The organism is Mycobacterium marseillense, assembly GCF_010731675.1.
Lineage (GTDB): Bacteria > Actinomycetota > Actinomycetes > Mycobacteriales > Mycobacteriaceae > Mycobacterium > Mycobacterium marseillense.
The window spans coordinates 2,153,034-2,167,161 of sequence record NZ_AP022584.1 but is presented as its reverse complement, the minus strand read 5'-3'; the positions used below and the strand labels follow the sequence as shown (position 1 = coordinate 2,167,161).

At 66.5% G+C, this 14,128-nt stretch carries 14 protein-coding genes and 1 pseudogene; all 15 read right to left on the bottom strand.

Translation table 11 applies throughout. The annotated features are described in order from the left end of the window. Nucleotides 1–18 precede the first annotated feature (18 nt). The 15 genes and pseudogenes from hypD to G6N26_RS09560 all read right to left on the bottom strand — a co-directional run bounded on the left by hypD (nucleotide 19) and on the right by G6N26_RS09560 (nucleotide 13,930). On the bottom strand, nucleotides 19–1,149 hold the full coding sequence (hypD, locus tag G6N26_RS09625) for a hydrogenase formation protein HypD (RefSeq protein ID WP_067172388.1): 1,131 nt from the start codon (nucleotides 1,147–1,149) through the stop codon (nucleotides 19–21). Nucleotides 1,150–1,161: 12 nt separating this feature from the next. After that, nucleotides 1,162–1,434 carry a HypC/HybG/HupF family hydrogenase formation chaperone gene (locus tag G6N26_RS09620; protein WP_064941457.1) on the bottom strand — a complete coding sequence of 91 codons (273 nt, stop codon included), beginning with the start codon at nucleotides 1,432–1,434 and terminating at the stop codon, nucleotides 1,162–1,164. 16 nt (nucleotides 1,435–1,450) lie between these two features. Continuing rightward, complete coding sequence (gene hypE / locus G6N26_RS09615) at nucleotides 1,451–2,563, bottom strand: hydrogenase expression/formation protein HypE (protein WP_067172386.1); 1,113 nt, start codon at nucleotides 2,561–2,563, stop codon at nucleotides 1,451–1,453. Next, entirely contained in the window at nucleotides 2,560–3,240 is a 681-nt protein-coding gene (locus G6N26_RS09610; RefSeq protein ID WP_064941453.1) for a D-sedoheptulose-7-phosphate isomerase, read from the bottom strand. Before G6N26_RS09610 ends, hypE begins: the two co-directional genes overlap by 4 nt. A 131-nt stretch (nucleotides 3,241–3,371) precedes the next feature. After that, a pseudogene (locus G6N26_RS09605) lies at nucleotides 3,372–4,085 on the bottom strand (hydrogenase assembly protein HupF); the annotation flags it as partial. After that, nucleotides 4,082–6,475, bottom strand: coding sequence for a carbamoyltransferase HypF (gene hypF, locus G6N26_RS09600; protein ID WP_083018108.1), 2,394 nt, complete (start codon nucleotides 6,473–6,475; stop codon nucleotides 4,082–4,084). The gene hypF and the pseudogene G6N26_RS09605, both read right to left, overlap by 4 nt. A gap of 1 nt (nucleotide 6,476) precedes the next feature. Then, nucleotides 6,477–6,743 (bottom strand): HypC/HybG/HupF family hydrogenase formation chaperone, encoded by a 267-nt coding sequence (locus G6N26_RS09595; protein WP_083018106.1) that lies wholly within the window; start codon nucleotides 6,741–6,743, stop codon nucleotides 6,477–6,479. Between the two features lie 3 nt (nucleotides 6,744–6,746). Further along, nucleotides 6,747–7,238, bottom strand: coding sequence for a hydrogenase maturation protease (locus G6N26_RS09590; protein WP_064941447.1), 492 nt, complete (start codon nucleotides 7,236–7,238; stop codon nucleotides 6,747–6,749). 17 nt (nucleotides 7,239–7,255) lie between these two features. Further along, entirely contained in the window at nucleotides 7,256–7,375 is a 120-nt protein-coding gene (locus G6N26_RS26550; protein WP_095577505.1) for a DUF6893 family small protein, read from the bottom strand. Next, nucleotides 7,363–8,715: a hypothetical protein gene (locus G6N26_RS09585; RefSeq protein WP_067172252.1), complete on the bottom strand. Its 1,353-nt coding sequence runs from the start codon at nucleotides 8,713–8,715 to the stop codon at nucleotides 7,363–7,365. Before G6N26_RS09585 ends, G6N26_RS26550 begins: the two co-directional genes overlap by 13 nt. Next, nucleotides 8,712–9,371: a DUF6084 family protein gene (locus G6N26_RS09580; protein WP_179960310.1), complete on the bottom strand. Its 660-nt coding sequence runs from the start codon at nucleotides 9,369–9,371 to the stop codon at nucleotides 8,712–8,714. The genes G6N26_RS09585 and G6N26_RS09580 overlap by 4 nt, the downstream gene beginning before the upstream one ends. Then, nucleotides 9,368–10,012, bottom strand: a complete 645-nt coding sequence (locus G6N26_RS09575) for a DUF5947 family protein (protein WP_083018104.1) — start codon at nucleotides 10,010–10,012, stop codon at nucleotides 9,368–9,370. Before G6N26_RS09575 ends, G6N26_RS09580 begins: the two co-directional genes overlap by 4 nt. A 46-nt stretch (nucleotides 10,013–10,058) precedes the next feature. Beyond that, nucleotides 10,059–10,988: a NifU family protein gene (locus G6N26_RS09570; protein WP_083018102.1), complete on the bottom strand. Its 930-nt coding sequence runs from the start codon at nucleotides 10,986–10,988 to the stop codon at nucleotides 10,059–10,061. Nucleotides 10,989–10,991: 3 nt separating this feature from the next. Then, complete coding sequence (locus G6N26_RS09565) at nucleotides 10,992–12,791, bottom strand: nickel-dependent hydrogenase large subunit (protein WP_067172256.1); 1,800 nt, start codon at nucleotides 12,789–12,791, stop codon at nucleotides 10,992–10,994. Between the two features lie 83 nt (nucleotides 12,792–12,874). Continuing rightward, a complete protein-coding gene (locus G6N26_RS09560) occupies nucleotides 12,875–13,930 on the bottom strand; it encodes an NADH-quinone oxidoreductase subunit B family protein (protein WP_083018100.1) in 1,056 nt (351 codons plus the stop codon). Nucleotides 13,931–14,128 lie beyond the last annotated feature (198 nt).

The following is a 14,128-nucleotide window of genomic DNA, read 5'->3' as shown; positions in this document are numbered from 1 at the left end:
CGACGCCCATGTCAGCGGTCAAGTGCGCCCCACCAGCTTGACGGCGTCGCGGTGCATGCGGCCGAAGTTGTAGTAGGCCGCGCACGCGCCCTCCGGGGACACCATGCAGGTTCCGATCGGCGTCTCCGGTGTGCAGGCGGTACCGAAAACCTTGCACTCCCAAGGCTTGAGCACACCCTTGAGCACCTCGCCGCACTGGCAGGCCTTCGGGTCGGCGACTCGCACCCCGGGCATGGCGAACCGCAGCTCGGCGTCGAACTCGGCGAAGTCGTCGTGCAGGCGCAGGGCGCTTTGCGAGATGAAACCCAGTCCACGCCACTCGAAGTGCGGACGCAGCGCGAACACCTTCCCCATCAACGTCAGCGCGGCCGGGTTGCCGTGCTCGGGCACCACGCGCTTGTACTGGTTTTCCACTTCGCAGCGTCCCTCGCGGATCTGGCGCAGCAGCATCGCGACCGCGGCCAGGATGTCCAGCGGCTCGAAACCGGCTACCACCAACGGCTTTCGGTACACGTCCGGGACGAACCGGTAGGGGCGGTTGCCCACCACCGTGGACACGTGCCCGGGGCCGATGAAACCCGACAGCCGCAGGTCCGGCGACTCCAGGATGGCCCTGATCGGCGGCACGATGGTGACGTGGTTGCAGAACACGCTGAAGTTGCTCAGCCCCAGGTCGCGTGACCGCACGAGTGTCACCGCGGTCGACGGCGCCGTGGTCTCGAACCCGATCGCGAAGAACACCACCTGTTTGGCCGGGTTGTCGATCGCGATCTTCAAGGCGTCCAGCGGCGAGTAGACGAACCGCACGTCGGCGCCGCGGGCCTTGGCATCCAACAGGCTGCCGTGCGAGCCGGGCACCCGCATCATGTCGCCGAAACAAGTGAAGATCACGTCGGGCTGACCGGCCAGCCACATCGCGTCGTCGATGCGTCCCATCGGGATCACGCACACCGGGCAGCCCGGGCCGTGCACAAGCTCGACGTTGTCGGGCAGCAGGTGTTCGATGCCGTGCCGGTAGATGGTATGCGTGTGCCCGCCGCACACCTCCATGAACTTGAACTCCTCGCCGCCGGACCCGGCCAAGTGCTCGATGGCCACCAGCAGTTTGCGCGCCGCGGCGGGGTCGCGGAATTCGTCGACGAATTTCATTGCAGCTCCTAGTCAAACGATGGCCGACGAGTCGAAGGCCTGCATTTCGGTGGTATAGGCGTCGCCGAGCTTCTTGATGGCGGCCAGCGTCAGCAGCGCCTCGGTTTCGTCGATCTTGGCCATCGCAAACCCGACGTGGACCAGCACCCACTCGTCGGGTACCGGCATGTCGTTTTCCAGCAGCCGGACGCTGATGGTCCGCTGTACGCCGCTGACGTCTACCTTCGCCAAACAGTTGGCAGGATCGGTGATTTCCACGATCCGTCCCGGAATACCAAGACACATGAGCGGTTATCTCCTCTCAGCAGATTCGCGGCAACGGATCACCGACGAGCATGTCGACGATCCGGGTACCGCCGAACCCAGTGCGCAGCACTACGCTTTCGGCGGGTTCGGTGACGATTTCCCCGACCTCGGCCGCATTGGTGCCCAACGGATGCGAACGCAGCGCGTCGAGTGCGGCGTGCGCCTCGTGCGGCGCGACCACGGCGACGAACTTGCCCTCGTTGGCGACGTAGAGCGGGTCGATGCCGAGCAGCTCGCAGGCACCATTGACCATGGGCGCCACGGGAAGTCGCTCCTCTTCGAGCAACACCCCCAGGCCGCACGCCTGGGCCAGCTCGTTGCATACCGTGCCCACCCCGCCCCGCGTCGCGTCGCGCAGCCACCGGGTGGACGGGGCCGCCGCCATCAGCAGTTCCACCAACGGGCTTACCGACGCGGTGTCGGAGGCGATGTCGGCCTCGATGGCCAGATCACCCCGCGCGAGCATGACCGCCATGCCGTGATCGCCCATCGACCCGGACAACAGCACCTTGTCCCCGGCCCGCACGGACTGCGGCGACAAGGCGCGGCCCGCGGGGATGACGCCGGTCCCGGCGGTGGTGATGAACAGGCCGTCGGCCGCGCCCTTGGGCACCACTTTGGTGTCACCGGTGACGATCTGCACGCCGGCGGCCGATGCCGCCGCGGCCATGTCGGCGACGATCTCTTTCAATTCGGTGATGCCGAAACCCTCTTCGAGCACGAACGCCGCCGAGATCCACGACGGCACCGCCCCGGCCACGGCGAGGTCGTTGCAGGTGCCGTAGACGGCCAGTTCGCCGATGGATCCACCGGGAAAGCGCCTGGGCTGCACCACAAACGAATCCGTCGACATCGCCACTCGCTCGCCGCTGGGCAGGGTGAGAATCGCGCCGTCGCCCAGCGACTCGAGCACCGGATTGCGGAACGCCTCCACGAACACCGCGTCCACCAGTGCGGCCGACGCCTTGCCGCCCGCACCGTGCGCCAGGGTCACATGGTCATCGACCAGCCGGGGGCGACGCCGGCGGAAGGATTCGATCCGCTCGATCACGTCACCTTCGGCGAACCGTGGCCCCGATGAGAGGTAGTCACCCTTTGAGGTGCTCATACGCCGCTCCTCATCAAATCTTGATCGCTGCCGAGACGTTCGTGGACCGCCAGCCACAATTGATAACCCAGCAGCGCCTGCGATTCCTGAATCCGGTGCACGCTTTGCGAACGAACGACGAAGCAGGCGTCCACGTTCGGGTTGTCCACGAAGGCGCCACCGTCGTACCCGGAGAAACCGATGGTGTACAGGCTGCGCCGGCGGGCCTCGGCCAGCGCCGTCAGCAGGTTGGGTGAATTGCCGCTCGTCGACATGGCGATCGCGATGTCGCCGTCCTTCGCGCGGGCGATCAGCTGACGGGCGAACACCAACTCGAACCCGACGTCGTTACCCAGTGCGGTCAGGATCGCCTGATCGGCGGTCAACGACCACGCCGGCAGCGGCTTGCCGAGCGGCGGTCGGGCGAACAATGCCGCCAGCGTGGTGGAGTCGGTACAGCTGCCTCCGTTGCCGAAGGTGAACATCCTTCCGCCAGTGTCGAATCGCCGCGCTAATTCGGTGGCGGCCGACGCCAGCAGATCGGCGTTGGCTTCCAGGGTGGAGCGCCGCAGCGCCAGGCTCTCGGACGCTTTGGCTTGTGCCGACGCGGCCAGATCGGTGAGCAGCGAAGACGGATCGTCTTCTTCGGCGTCGATGAACGGATACAGGAAGTTGGTGGGTTCGTCCGCGGGACTCATGAAACACCTTCTTGCTCTTCGTCGCAGACGCGGCCTAATGGCGCTGCTCCTCGGATCCCGGCTGCGCCGGCATCGTCGTCGCAGACGCGGCCTAATGGCGCTGCTCCTCGGATCCCGGCTGCGCCGGCATCGTCGTCGCAGACGCGGCTGATCGCCGTGCCGGCGTGCACCAGCACCAGCTCGCCGGGAGCGACCGGGCCGACGAGTGTGGTGATGACGGTCTCGACTCCCCGGGCGGTGCGTATCCGTGCCTGGCCGTCGGCCGAAGCGCTCACCACCTCGCCCAGCCGGCCTTCGTCGCTGCACGTCACGCAAACCGCTTCGTCGTCGCAGCCCTGGGGTTTGAGCAATCCCGCGTGCTCGAAGCACACGTGGGTCAGCTCCCACAGCAGGTGGTAGAACAGCACGAAGCCACCGGTGGCGGGCACCCGCGGGTCGGGGTCGTCGAGCCAAAGTACGTGATCGGCAGCGGCGGCCTCGGGCGGATCGCCGCTGCCGATCCAGACCGTGGTAGCGCCCCAGGCCGGGCTGCGGCGCATCACCGAGCGCACCTGCACGTCGGCCGCGCCGGAGACCGCGACCACGATGTCGCCGGGCCGCACCGATATCCGCACCAGGTCCACCAGGTCGGACCCGGTCAGCGCCACCGCCGGCAACGCGCGTTTGCCCATGATCACCGGATGCACGAATTCGACGGCGATGTGCATCGCATGCGGTTCCCACGACGGCGCGATGGACCACATGGTGGCACCCGCGGAGAATCGTTTGGCCAGCGTCAGTGCGGTGGCCGCGAGGACTTCGGCCAGCTCGGCGCTCAGCCCGCGATCGATGGCGGTGGTCATCATCGAGTCAACACCTCCTCCTGCGCGATCAGCACCGAGACCGTGGCCTGCCCCAAAGCGAGGCCACCGTCGTTCGGCGGGACGATATGATGGGTCAGCACCTCAAAGCCGTTCCGCTGCAAGAGCTCACGGCACACGCTCAGTAACAGGACGTTCTGGAACACGCCGCCGGTCAGGCCCACCAACCGAGTGCCGCCGGCCACCTGGGCGACCACTTCGGCGACGGCGATGGCGACCGCGCGATGGAACGCCGCGGCCAGCACGGCCGGTGGTGTCCCGGCGTAGAGCGCCGAGACCATGGTCTGCACCATCGGGACGGGATCGATCACCCCGTCGGGGCGCACCGCCAACGGCAACGACGGCAGCGTGCACCTATGGCCGACCGACTCCGCCAGCGCCTCGAGCTCGATGGCGGCTTGTCCCTCGTAGTCGATGCGGTGGCGCACCCCGAGCAGCGAGGCGACCGCGTCGAACAGTCGGCCCATGCTCGAACAGGGCACGCAGCCCGTCCCGGTCTCCAATTGCGAACGGGTGAAGCGCAGTTCGTCGTCGGTCGCCGCAGCGACCGGCGCCAGGTCGGGGGTCCAGTCGATGTCGGCCACCCACAACTGGGACAGCGCTATCCGCCACGGATTGCGCACCGCGGCGTCGCCGCCGGGCAACGGTACCGGCAACAGGTGGCCGGCCCGGACGAAACGGTGGCTTCGCGTTCCCAGTGCGAGAATCTCACCGCCCCAGATCGTCTCGTCACAGCCGTAACCGGTGCCGTCGAAGGCGACACCGATGACGGGCTCGCCGATGCGCCCGTGTTCGGCCAGCAGCGACACCACGTGGGCATGGTGGTGCTGGACCAGATCGAGCGGGCGGTCGTCCGCGTGGCGCTCGGCCCAGCTTCGGGTGTGGTAGCCGGGATGCAGGTCGGCGGCCAAACGCACCGGTTCGCCTCGGATTTCGCTGAGCTGGCCCACCGCGCGCTCGAACGCGCGCAGCGTCTCCCAGGTAGCCATGTCGCCGATGTGACCGGACAGGTAGGCTCGCGAACCGTCGGTCAGGCAGAAGGTGTTCTTCAGCTCGCCGCCCACGGCCAGCACGGCGGTCGCCGCCGGAGGCGCGAGGTTCAATTCGACCGGCAGCGGCGCGTAACCACGGGAGCGGCGGATCGGCAGTTCGTAGGCGCCTTCCTCGCTTTCCGCGGCTGTGACAACTCGCACCACCGAGTCGTCGCACGGCACATGGATTGCCCGGTCATGGTCGAGGACCGCGTCGCAGAGTGCCGGGAGTCGTTGCACCGCATCGTCATCGGTGAAGCAGATGGGCTCGTCGGAGCGGTTGGCGCTGGTCAGCACCAGCGCGTCGGGTACCGGTCCGGCGATGCCCGGTACCGGTGTGAGCAGCAGGTGATGGATGGGGGAGTACGGCAGCATCAGTCCCAGCAGCGGGCTGCCGGGTGCGACGGCGTCGGCGACCGGGGCGCGGGGGCGCCGCCTGAGTAATACGATCGGGCGGGCCGGACCGGACAGCACCCCGGCCTCGGTGTCGTCGACGTCGGCGTAGCGGCGCGCGGTATCGAGATCGCGGACCAGCATGGCAAAGGGTTTGGCGGCGCGGGCCTTTCGCGTCCGCAATGCCGCGACGGCGGTAGCATTGTCGACGGCGCAGGCCAGGTGATAGCCGCCGATTCCCTTGATGGCCACCACGGCGCCGGCTGCCAGCGCGTTCTGCGTGGCGGCCAATGCCGCGTCCGCGCCGCTCACCTGACCGGCCGGTGATCCGAACCGCAGCGTCGGGCCGCAGTCCGGGCAGGCGATCGGCTGGGCGTGGAAGCGGCGATCGGACGGATCGTGGTATTCGCCGGCGCAGCGCGCACACATGGCGAACGCCGACATCGTGGTGGCCGGGCGGTCGTACGGCAATTCTTTGATGATGGTGAAGCGCGGCCCGCAGTTGGTACAGGTCACGAACGGGTGCCGGTAACGGCGATCGAGCGGGTCGAACAACTCGGCGACGCAGTCGTCGCAGACGGCGATGTCGGGAGGGATCGGGGTGGTCGTCCCGGCGGCCAGTTGGCTTGGCACGATCCGGAATTCGGGTGCGCACCCGGGGTCGGCGACGAGGTCGGCCACGCATACGTCGGTGATCCGGGCCAGGGGTGGGGCTTCGGCGCGCAGCCGGCGCCCGAATTCCGTAACCCGGTCGGGCCGGCCCTGCACCTCGAGAAACACCGCGCCCGAGTCATTGCCGACGAACCCGGCCAGACCCAGCTCGGTCGCGATCCGATGGACGAACGGACGGAAGCCGACCCCTTGAACCACGCCGGTCACCGTGACGTGCCGACGAACGTGGGTCTCGGCGGGCGACGACAACAGCAGGGGGGCTTCGGTCACTTTGGTCATCTCAACGGGCCTCCGGTCGCAGTCTCGGGTCGGTGCCGCCCCGGCCCATCAACTCCAAGCCGGCCATGGCCTGTTCGGCCCCGGCCCGATCGGTCTTCTCGACGACGAAGCCCATGTGGATGATCACCCAGTCACCCGGCGCGAAGTTTTCTTCCGGCAACATGCCGACGTTGACCTTGCGCTGTTCTCCGGTGACGTCGACCAGCGCGAGTTGTCCCTCGAAACCGTCCAGCATTGTGATGACCTGCCCCGGTATCCCCAAACACATGGCTCAGCACCCCTTTTCGGCGGGTGACGGGGCGTGCAACGCCGCGACGATGTCTGCCACCGCCCGCGCCGCCCGGGGCACGGCTTCGGCGACCGGTTCGGTCAGACCGATGCCCTCCTGCACGCTGGCCGCCTCGCAGCCGACGACCACTGTGTAGGGCGGATGCCCGCCCAGCGCCCGCAGGCTGGCGAAGACCGCGGCCGGGTCCATGCTGTGAGCGTCCAGCCCGTTCGTTTCGGGCGATGAGTCGTGGTCGGCCTGAAAGACGTGCAATGTGCCCGGATGGCCCTGGCTGGGTACGGCGTCGACCAGAACCAGCATGTCCCACTCCTCGAGCAGGTCATAGGCCAGGTGCATGCCCCTGATTCCGTAGTCGATGACTTGGACCGTCGGATCGTCGTAGGGCAGTTCGGCATGGCGGACCACTTCCGAGCCGAATCCGTCGTCGCCCAGGAAGATGTTGCCGATCCCGGCTACCAGGATGCGCGCTGTCATGGTGGCACCCTCGTCGGCTACATCCGCCTCAACTTGAGATAGCGGCGAGCGTCCGGCACGGACATCACGCCTAGTGCCAACGCCACCGCGACCACCAGCGCGACGATGGCGATGAAGATCCAACCTAGGACTTCCATGGTGAGCTCCCTTCGGGGATTGTTGTGCTGTGCTGCGACTGCAGCGGCTCGACTTCGTCGGGCGAGAAGTACAAATAGCGGCCGTACCAGTCGTGCAGGTCCGCGGCCGGATCCTCGTCCACGACCACGGCGACGTGCTTGTTGCCCTCGACGTCCTCGTGCACCGACGTAACGCGGGCGGACTTGCCGGCGACGAAAATGTCTTGTGCGTCGGCGTTGCGCCTGGGCCGCAACCGGACCTTGCTGCCGCGCGCTACCCGGATCCCGTTCACCAGCACCGCGTCGATCTCGGGGCGGACGGCGTTGTCGGCCAGTGGATCCCACCAGTCCACACCCTCGGGGATCTCGGGCACCAGGCCCGTCGGGACATTGAGCGAGTGCGGATCGCGCAGCACGCCGTGCAATCGGGCCATCGCGTCGGGCGACATGGCATCGCATTCGTCGATGATCCGGGCGGCCCGTGGGTCGGTCGCGCGGGCCTGCGCCTTCTCCTCGTCCGTCATCGTCATCACGCGCAGCGTGAGGATCTCGTCGATCTCGGTGCAGTCGTACAAAGCGGTATCGCTCTGTTCGGCGACCTCCGGGTGGTCGTAGAGGATGATCGGTGAGATCAGCAGCATGTCGTCGGTGCCCGGCGGCCCGGCCAGCACCGGGAAACAGCGATGTTGCCGACAGCGGGACGCCGCATCGGCCGCTTCGTCCGGTGGCTCGAGCAGCGAGATGAACTGACCACCAACCACTTCGGCGATAATATGCGTCCCGATCATGGAGCGTGCGATGGCGTCGTCCTTGTCACGCGCGGCCGCGCCGGTATTGCTGAGCCGAACCGAAACGCGCCGCAGGTCGCCGTCGGGCTCGCTGGTCACGGTCAATACGCCGGCTACCTCCCGTCTGGTGCGAACCAGCCGGCCACCGTCGAGGGTTTCGATATCGGTCACCGCGCCGGCCATCACCGGCAGCGACCGATCGTCGAATGTCAGCGGGCCGAAGGAGATTTCGCATTCCACCGCTTCGTCCCACGTCAGCCAGGACCCGGCCGGGGTTTTCAGTTCGTCGACCGGCTCGAACTCGCCGGAACCGGTTTCCCGCTCGGCGCGGCGATGCTGTAGCTGCAAGAAACGCACCACCAGCGTCAGCGCCTGGGCGCCGTCGAGCAGGAACTGCGCGGACAGACTGTCGTCTTCGCCCAGGCCGGCGTCGGCCGCGTCGCACGGCCCCAGAACACCGAACTGCCAACGTGATTGGTTCTTACTCGACGTCCCGCGATACGGGTAGAGCAGGTAGCCTTCGTAGAGCACCGCGTCGGCAACGGCGCGGGCCCGGTCCCAGCTCGACGTCATCGGGTCACCTCGTGATCAACGCTGGTATCCAGCAGTGCGGTGATCGCGTGGTCGAAGTCGAGCATTCCGTGGGCCGACTTGTAACCGGCGAGCTCCGCGACGGTTTCGTGACTCAGCCGGATCCATCCGCTGTTGGGATAGTGCTGTGCGATCAGGTCGCGCCAGACCGTGACCGGCATGGCATAGCGGTCCTCACAGTCCCACGACACCTGCTGGACCGAGAATCCACGCTCGGAGTTGACGAAAATCGTTCCGCTGAACAGAAACTGCAGTGGGATGGTGCCGTCGCGCAGCGCGTGCAGATATTTGGCGGCGGCGACCTCGAAGTCGTAGGTGCATTCCAGCGGCAGTGCCACGGTTGTGCTGCCGGTGAACCCCGGCACCATGGCGGTGCAGTGTTGCCAAAGGAAGGTGCGCTGGGTGCTCGCCCAGCGTTCGCGGCCGCCGAACAAATCGGTCAGTCCGGCGGCCTCGTCATCGGAGTAGGAACGGCGCAGCGGCTCGATCCGGACCTGGCACCGCAGGGCGATGGCATGCACCGGGTCGTCACCGCCGGCGGTGACGCCGATGCGGGCGGTGAGTATCGGGCTGACCGTATACGGTTCGGCCGTCACGTCCTGCACCGCGAAGTTCACAGTCATCGGCGCGCCGTTCATCGCGGTGTCTTTACGGCGCGGGCGGCGAGCCGATCGAAGAAGCCGTCGATGAATTCGCGGGCCTGCTGGCCGCCGTCAAAGCCGCGCCACAACATGCGCAGACGTCCGACGAATTCGTAACAGGCGTCGATCGGCACCAGATATGTTTGGGGCTCTGCCAATTCGCCATCCTGGGCGCTGTCGGCGACGCGTACGAGCAGCGCCTCGACGTCGTCGGCCAACAGGCTTACTCGTGAGTCGGCGTTGCGGATGGTGTGCCAGATCTCCATATCCAGTTCGGATTCGGTTGCGCCGGCCGGCCCGGGGTAGAAGGCGACGGTGTGCCCGAGGGCCGAGTTGGTGAAGAAGAAGGCGACCCCGACCGGGATCTGCAGCGTCTCCCACACCAGCCGATCGAGCGCGAAGTCGGGAAACGACAGATACCGGTCGGGCACCGCGCGATAGCGCAAGTCGGCTTCCGAGTCGGTGAACAGCAGATAACAAGCACGGCACACGCACATGAGCTGCCGGCCGGCCACGTTGACCACGTGCTGGTGTTCGTCGGCGATCGACTCCGCGCACATCTCGCAGCGCTCGCCCGCCGGCTCGGGGGCGCGCCGGTCGCCTCTGATGCCGGCCAGGACTTCGTACGGGCTTGTCATCAGCGCCGCTCCTCAGCATCGCTTCGCTCTGCATCGTCGCCGGCGGTCATGCCGGTGCGCCCAGCACGTGTGCCCGCACCGCCACCGACAGCACGCCGTCGCGGCTCAGCAGCGGTATCGGATCGAGATGGCCGGTGGAACCACCGCTCGCATCCACCCCCGCATGGACAATGTCGAAATCCGTCCGGCAGCCCGCACAGCGCAGCATCCGACCGTGCAGTTGAGAGCCCGCCAGCGAGTCGTCACACACCGGGCAGTGGTCCCGGTAGGCGAACGTCTGGTCGCCGACCCGGCAGGCGACCACGGTGGTACCGCCGTCGAGCACGAAACCCCCGACCTCGCCGGGCGCCAGCTCGGCCAGTTCGGGCATCGGGTGCCAGTCGGTCGGCCCGGTGCCATTCGGATGCAGATGCGCCAGCAGTGATTCTGCGGGAATGACGTTCGCCGGAGTGGTCGTGTCAGCGGCGGCCACCACCTCGATCGACGAAATCTCCGGCGCGGCCGCGTGGACCGCGTCCTGCACGGCCAGCTCCAGCGTCACCGCCGACGAGGGGCAGCTCTTGCAGCTGCCGGTGAACGCCAGCCGGACGATCGGACCGTCGGGACCGTCCGCGATGTCGAGCAGATCGACATCGCCGCCGTGCGAACCCAGGTAGGGCCGCACCCGATCCAGCGCGTCGCGGACCCTGCGGTGCACGTCGTGCGGATGCAGGCCGTGCACCAGGAGCAGGCTGGCCACCAGGTCGTCGGTGGCCAGCCGCTCGACCAGCCCCCGTTCGGGCCCGGGATCGCCGGCCACCCGCATGATCCGCTCCAGCCCGGTGCCGTAGAGCCCGACCACCTCGCGAACCAGTTGCTGCGCACGGTCATACGCGGCGGTCCCACTTGCTGCACAGGAATCCAGCAGCGTCTGGATCCGATCACCCGCCTCACGCCACTGCGCATCGTTCGCGGACTTCCCCGGGCGATCCACCATGCGTCACTCCTCGACGGGTGACTGGGTGGGTGTGTGCAGTCTGTCCAGGGACTTGCCCTTTCCCAGGTACATGTGCACGCCGCAGGGCAGGCACGGATCGAAGCTGCGCACCGTGCGCATGACATCGATTCCCTTGAAGTTGTCCCGGCCGTTCTCCTCGAAGATCGGTTGGCCCTGCACCGCATCCTCATACGGGCCCGGGGTGCCATAGCTGTCGCGCGGGTTGGCATTCCACGGTGTCGGCGGGTACGGGTGATAGTTGGCGATCTTGCCGTCCCGGATCACCATGTGGTGACTGAGCACACCGCGCACCGCTTCGGTGAAGCCGCAGCCGATGGCCTCGTCGGGCACGTCGAACTTCTCCCACGTCTTGGTGCGCCCGGCGCGGATCTCTTCGAGCGCCTTCTCGCAGAAGTGCAAAGCGCATGCCGCCGCGTAGGCCTGGAAGTAGGTGCGCGCCCGGTCCCGTTCGATCGTGTTGCTGCCGTACTTGGGGATCTTCCACTCCAGCTCGACGGGTCCCTTCAGCGCCGTCTTGGGCAGGTTGATCTTGACGCTGTTGCCGGTCGCCTGGACATAGCCGATGTCGACCAGGCCGGCCAGGGCGGTCGCCCACAGCCGGGCCAACGGTCCGCCGCCGGTGTCCAGCGCCAGGTGGTCCTTGCCGTCGAACCAGCGTGGTGACATCACCCAGCTGTATTTGCCGCCCTCCAAGTCCCGCTTCTGCGGGTGCGGGTTGGTGTGCTGGTTCCACGGGTGACGCCGGTCCACCGCGTTGCCCAGGGGGTCGGTCTCGACGAACATCTCCTGGTCGGTCCAGTCGTCGTAATACGAACTGCCCAACAGGATCCGGATGCCCAGGTTGATGTCCACCAGCGAGTGGGTGAGCAGTTTGCCGTCGACCACCACCCCGGGCGTGACGAACATCGCGTTACCCCAGCGCTCCATGTCCTTGTACTCGAAGTTGCACACTTCGGGGTCTTGGAAGGAGCCCCAACAGCCCAGCAGGGTGCGGCGCAGCCCAACGTTCTCGTAACCGGGGAGCGCCTCGTAGAAGAAGTCGAACAGATCGTCGTGCATGGGCACGACCTTCTTCATGAACTCGACGTAGCGCATCAGCCGTGTCATGTAGTCGGTCATGAGCTGGACGGTCGCTACGGTGCCGACCCCGCCGGGGTACAGCGTGGAGGGGTGCACGTGGCGGCCCTCCATGAGGCAGAACATCTCCCGCGTCCACCGGCTGACCACGAGTGCCTCCCGGTAGAACTCGCCGCTGAACGGGTTGAGCGAGCGCATGATGTCCGCGATCGTCTTGTACCCATGCGCATCCGCGTGCGGTGCCGGAGCCTTCTCGGCCAGGGAAAGCACACTCGGGTTGGTCTCGGAGACCATCTTCTCGCAGAAGTCAACGCCGACCAGGTTCTCCTGGAAGATGTTGTGGTCGAACATGTATTCCGCGGCCTCGCCGAGGTTCACGATCCACTCGCCCAGGTGCGGCGGCTTGACCCCGTATGCCATGTTCTGCGTGTAGCACGAGCAGGTGGCGTGGTTGTCGCCGCAGATGCCGCAGATGCGGCTGGTGATGAAGTGGGCGTCGCGAGGATCCTTGCCCTTCATGAATATCGAGTAGCCGCGGAAGATCGACGAGGTGCTGTGGCACTCGACTACTTCTTTGTTCTCGAAGTCGATCTTGGTGTAGATGCCCAGGCTGCCCACGATTCTGGTGATGGGATCCCATGCCATGTCGACCAGTTGGCCGGGTTCCCGCGTGGCATGTGTGGGCTCAGGAACGATGGTTGTCATTGCGCTACTACCCTCCGCGTTGGCTGTTGTGCCGACGGCTATTTCTGAACTGGAGAAAGGAGCGCGCCGAACCGGTAGGTGACCTACCAGGTGCGGCGCGCTCCCGTGGTGAGTTTGTCGCCGTTGTGGCGCCACCGCGGCTCTTTGTCGACGGTGCGTTCCGTGATACCCCTCAGACTGCGAATCACGGATCCGTACAAACCCGACGCGGTACTCGAGATCTTGCCGCCTGGAGGCTCGTCCATGAACGGCATGAACTTATCCGGGAATCCCGGCATCGTGCAGCCAATGCAGATCCCGCCGACGTTGGGGCAGCCCCCGACACCGTTGATCCATCCGCGCTTGGGCACATTGCACTTGACGACAGGCCCCCAACAGCCAAGCTTCACAATGCATTTCGGCGAACCATACTCAGTCGCAAAGTCGCCTTGCTCGTAGTAGCCGGCCCGGTCGCACCCTTCGTGCACGGTCTTGCCGAAGAGCCACTGGGGGCGCAGCGCGTCGTCGAGCGGGATCATCGGGGCCTGACCGGTCGCCATGTAGAGCAGGTAGGTCAGGGTCTCCGACAGGTTGTCCGGCTGGATCGGGCAGCCGGGGACACAGACGATAGGAATGCCGGCCTTGCTCGTCCAGTCCCAGCCCAGATAGTCGGGCACGCCCATCGCCCCGGTCGGATTGCCGGCCATCGCGTGGATGCCCCCATAGGTGGCGCAGGTCCCAACCGCCACGATTGCGGTGGTCTTGGGTGCCAAGCGGTCGAGCCACTCGCTGGTGGTCATCGGCTGGCCGGTGGCCGGGTCGTTCCCGAACCCGCACCAGTAGCCCTCGTCCTTGATCTTCTCGTTCGGGATCGATCCTTCGACGACGAGCACAAAGGGCTCCAGCTCCCCGCGGTCGGCTTTGAAGAACCACTCGAGGAAGTCGTCCGCGCCTCCGTTGGGTCCGCATTCGAAGTCGATCAGGGGCCAGTGCACGGCGACTTGGGGGAGTCCGGGCAGGGCGCCCAACGCGATTTCCTCGACGCTCGGCTGGGTGGCAGCAGTCAACGCCACCGAATCACCGTCACAACTGAGGCCCGCATTGATCCAGAGAACGTGAATCAGTGTTTGTTCTGCCTTGACTGCTGCTTCCGTTGGCATGCTGCAGCTTTCCGGAGCCGGGCTGGGGCTCCTGCGCCGCCGGAGTCGACCGTCGGCCCACTTGCGCAGCGCTATTTTTTGGGTCTACTCCCGCTATCGAGCGTTGTCAACGGTTGGTGGTTACCGATTACTAGTCATGTGTGTTATAGCAGCGAAAAACATTGAGCGCCTGTATGATTCGACAAAATAAGAGCGCCA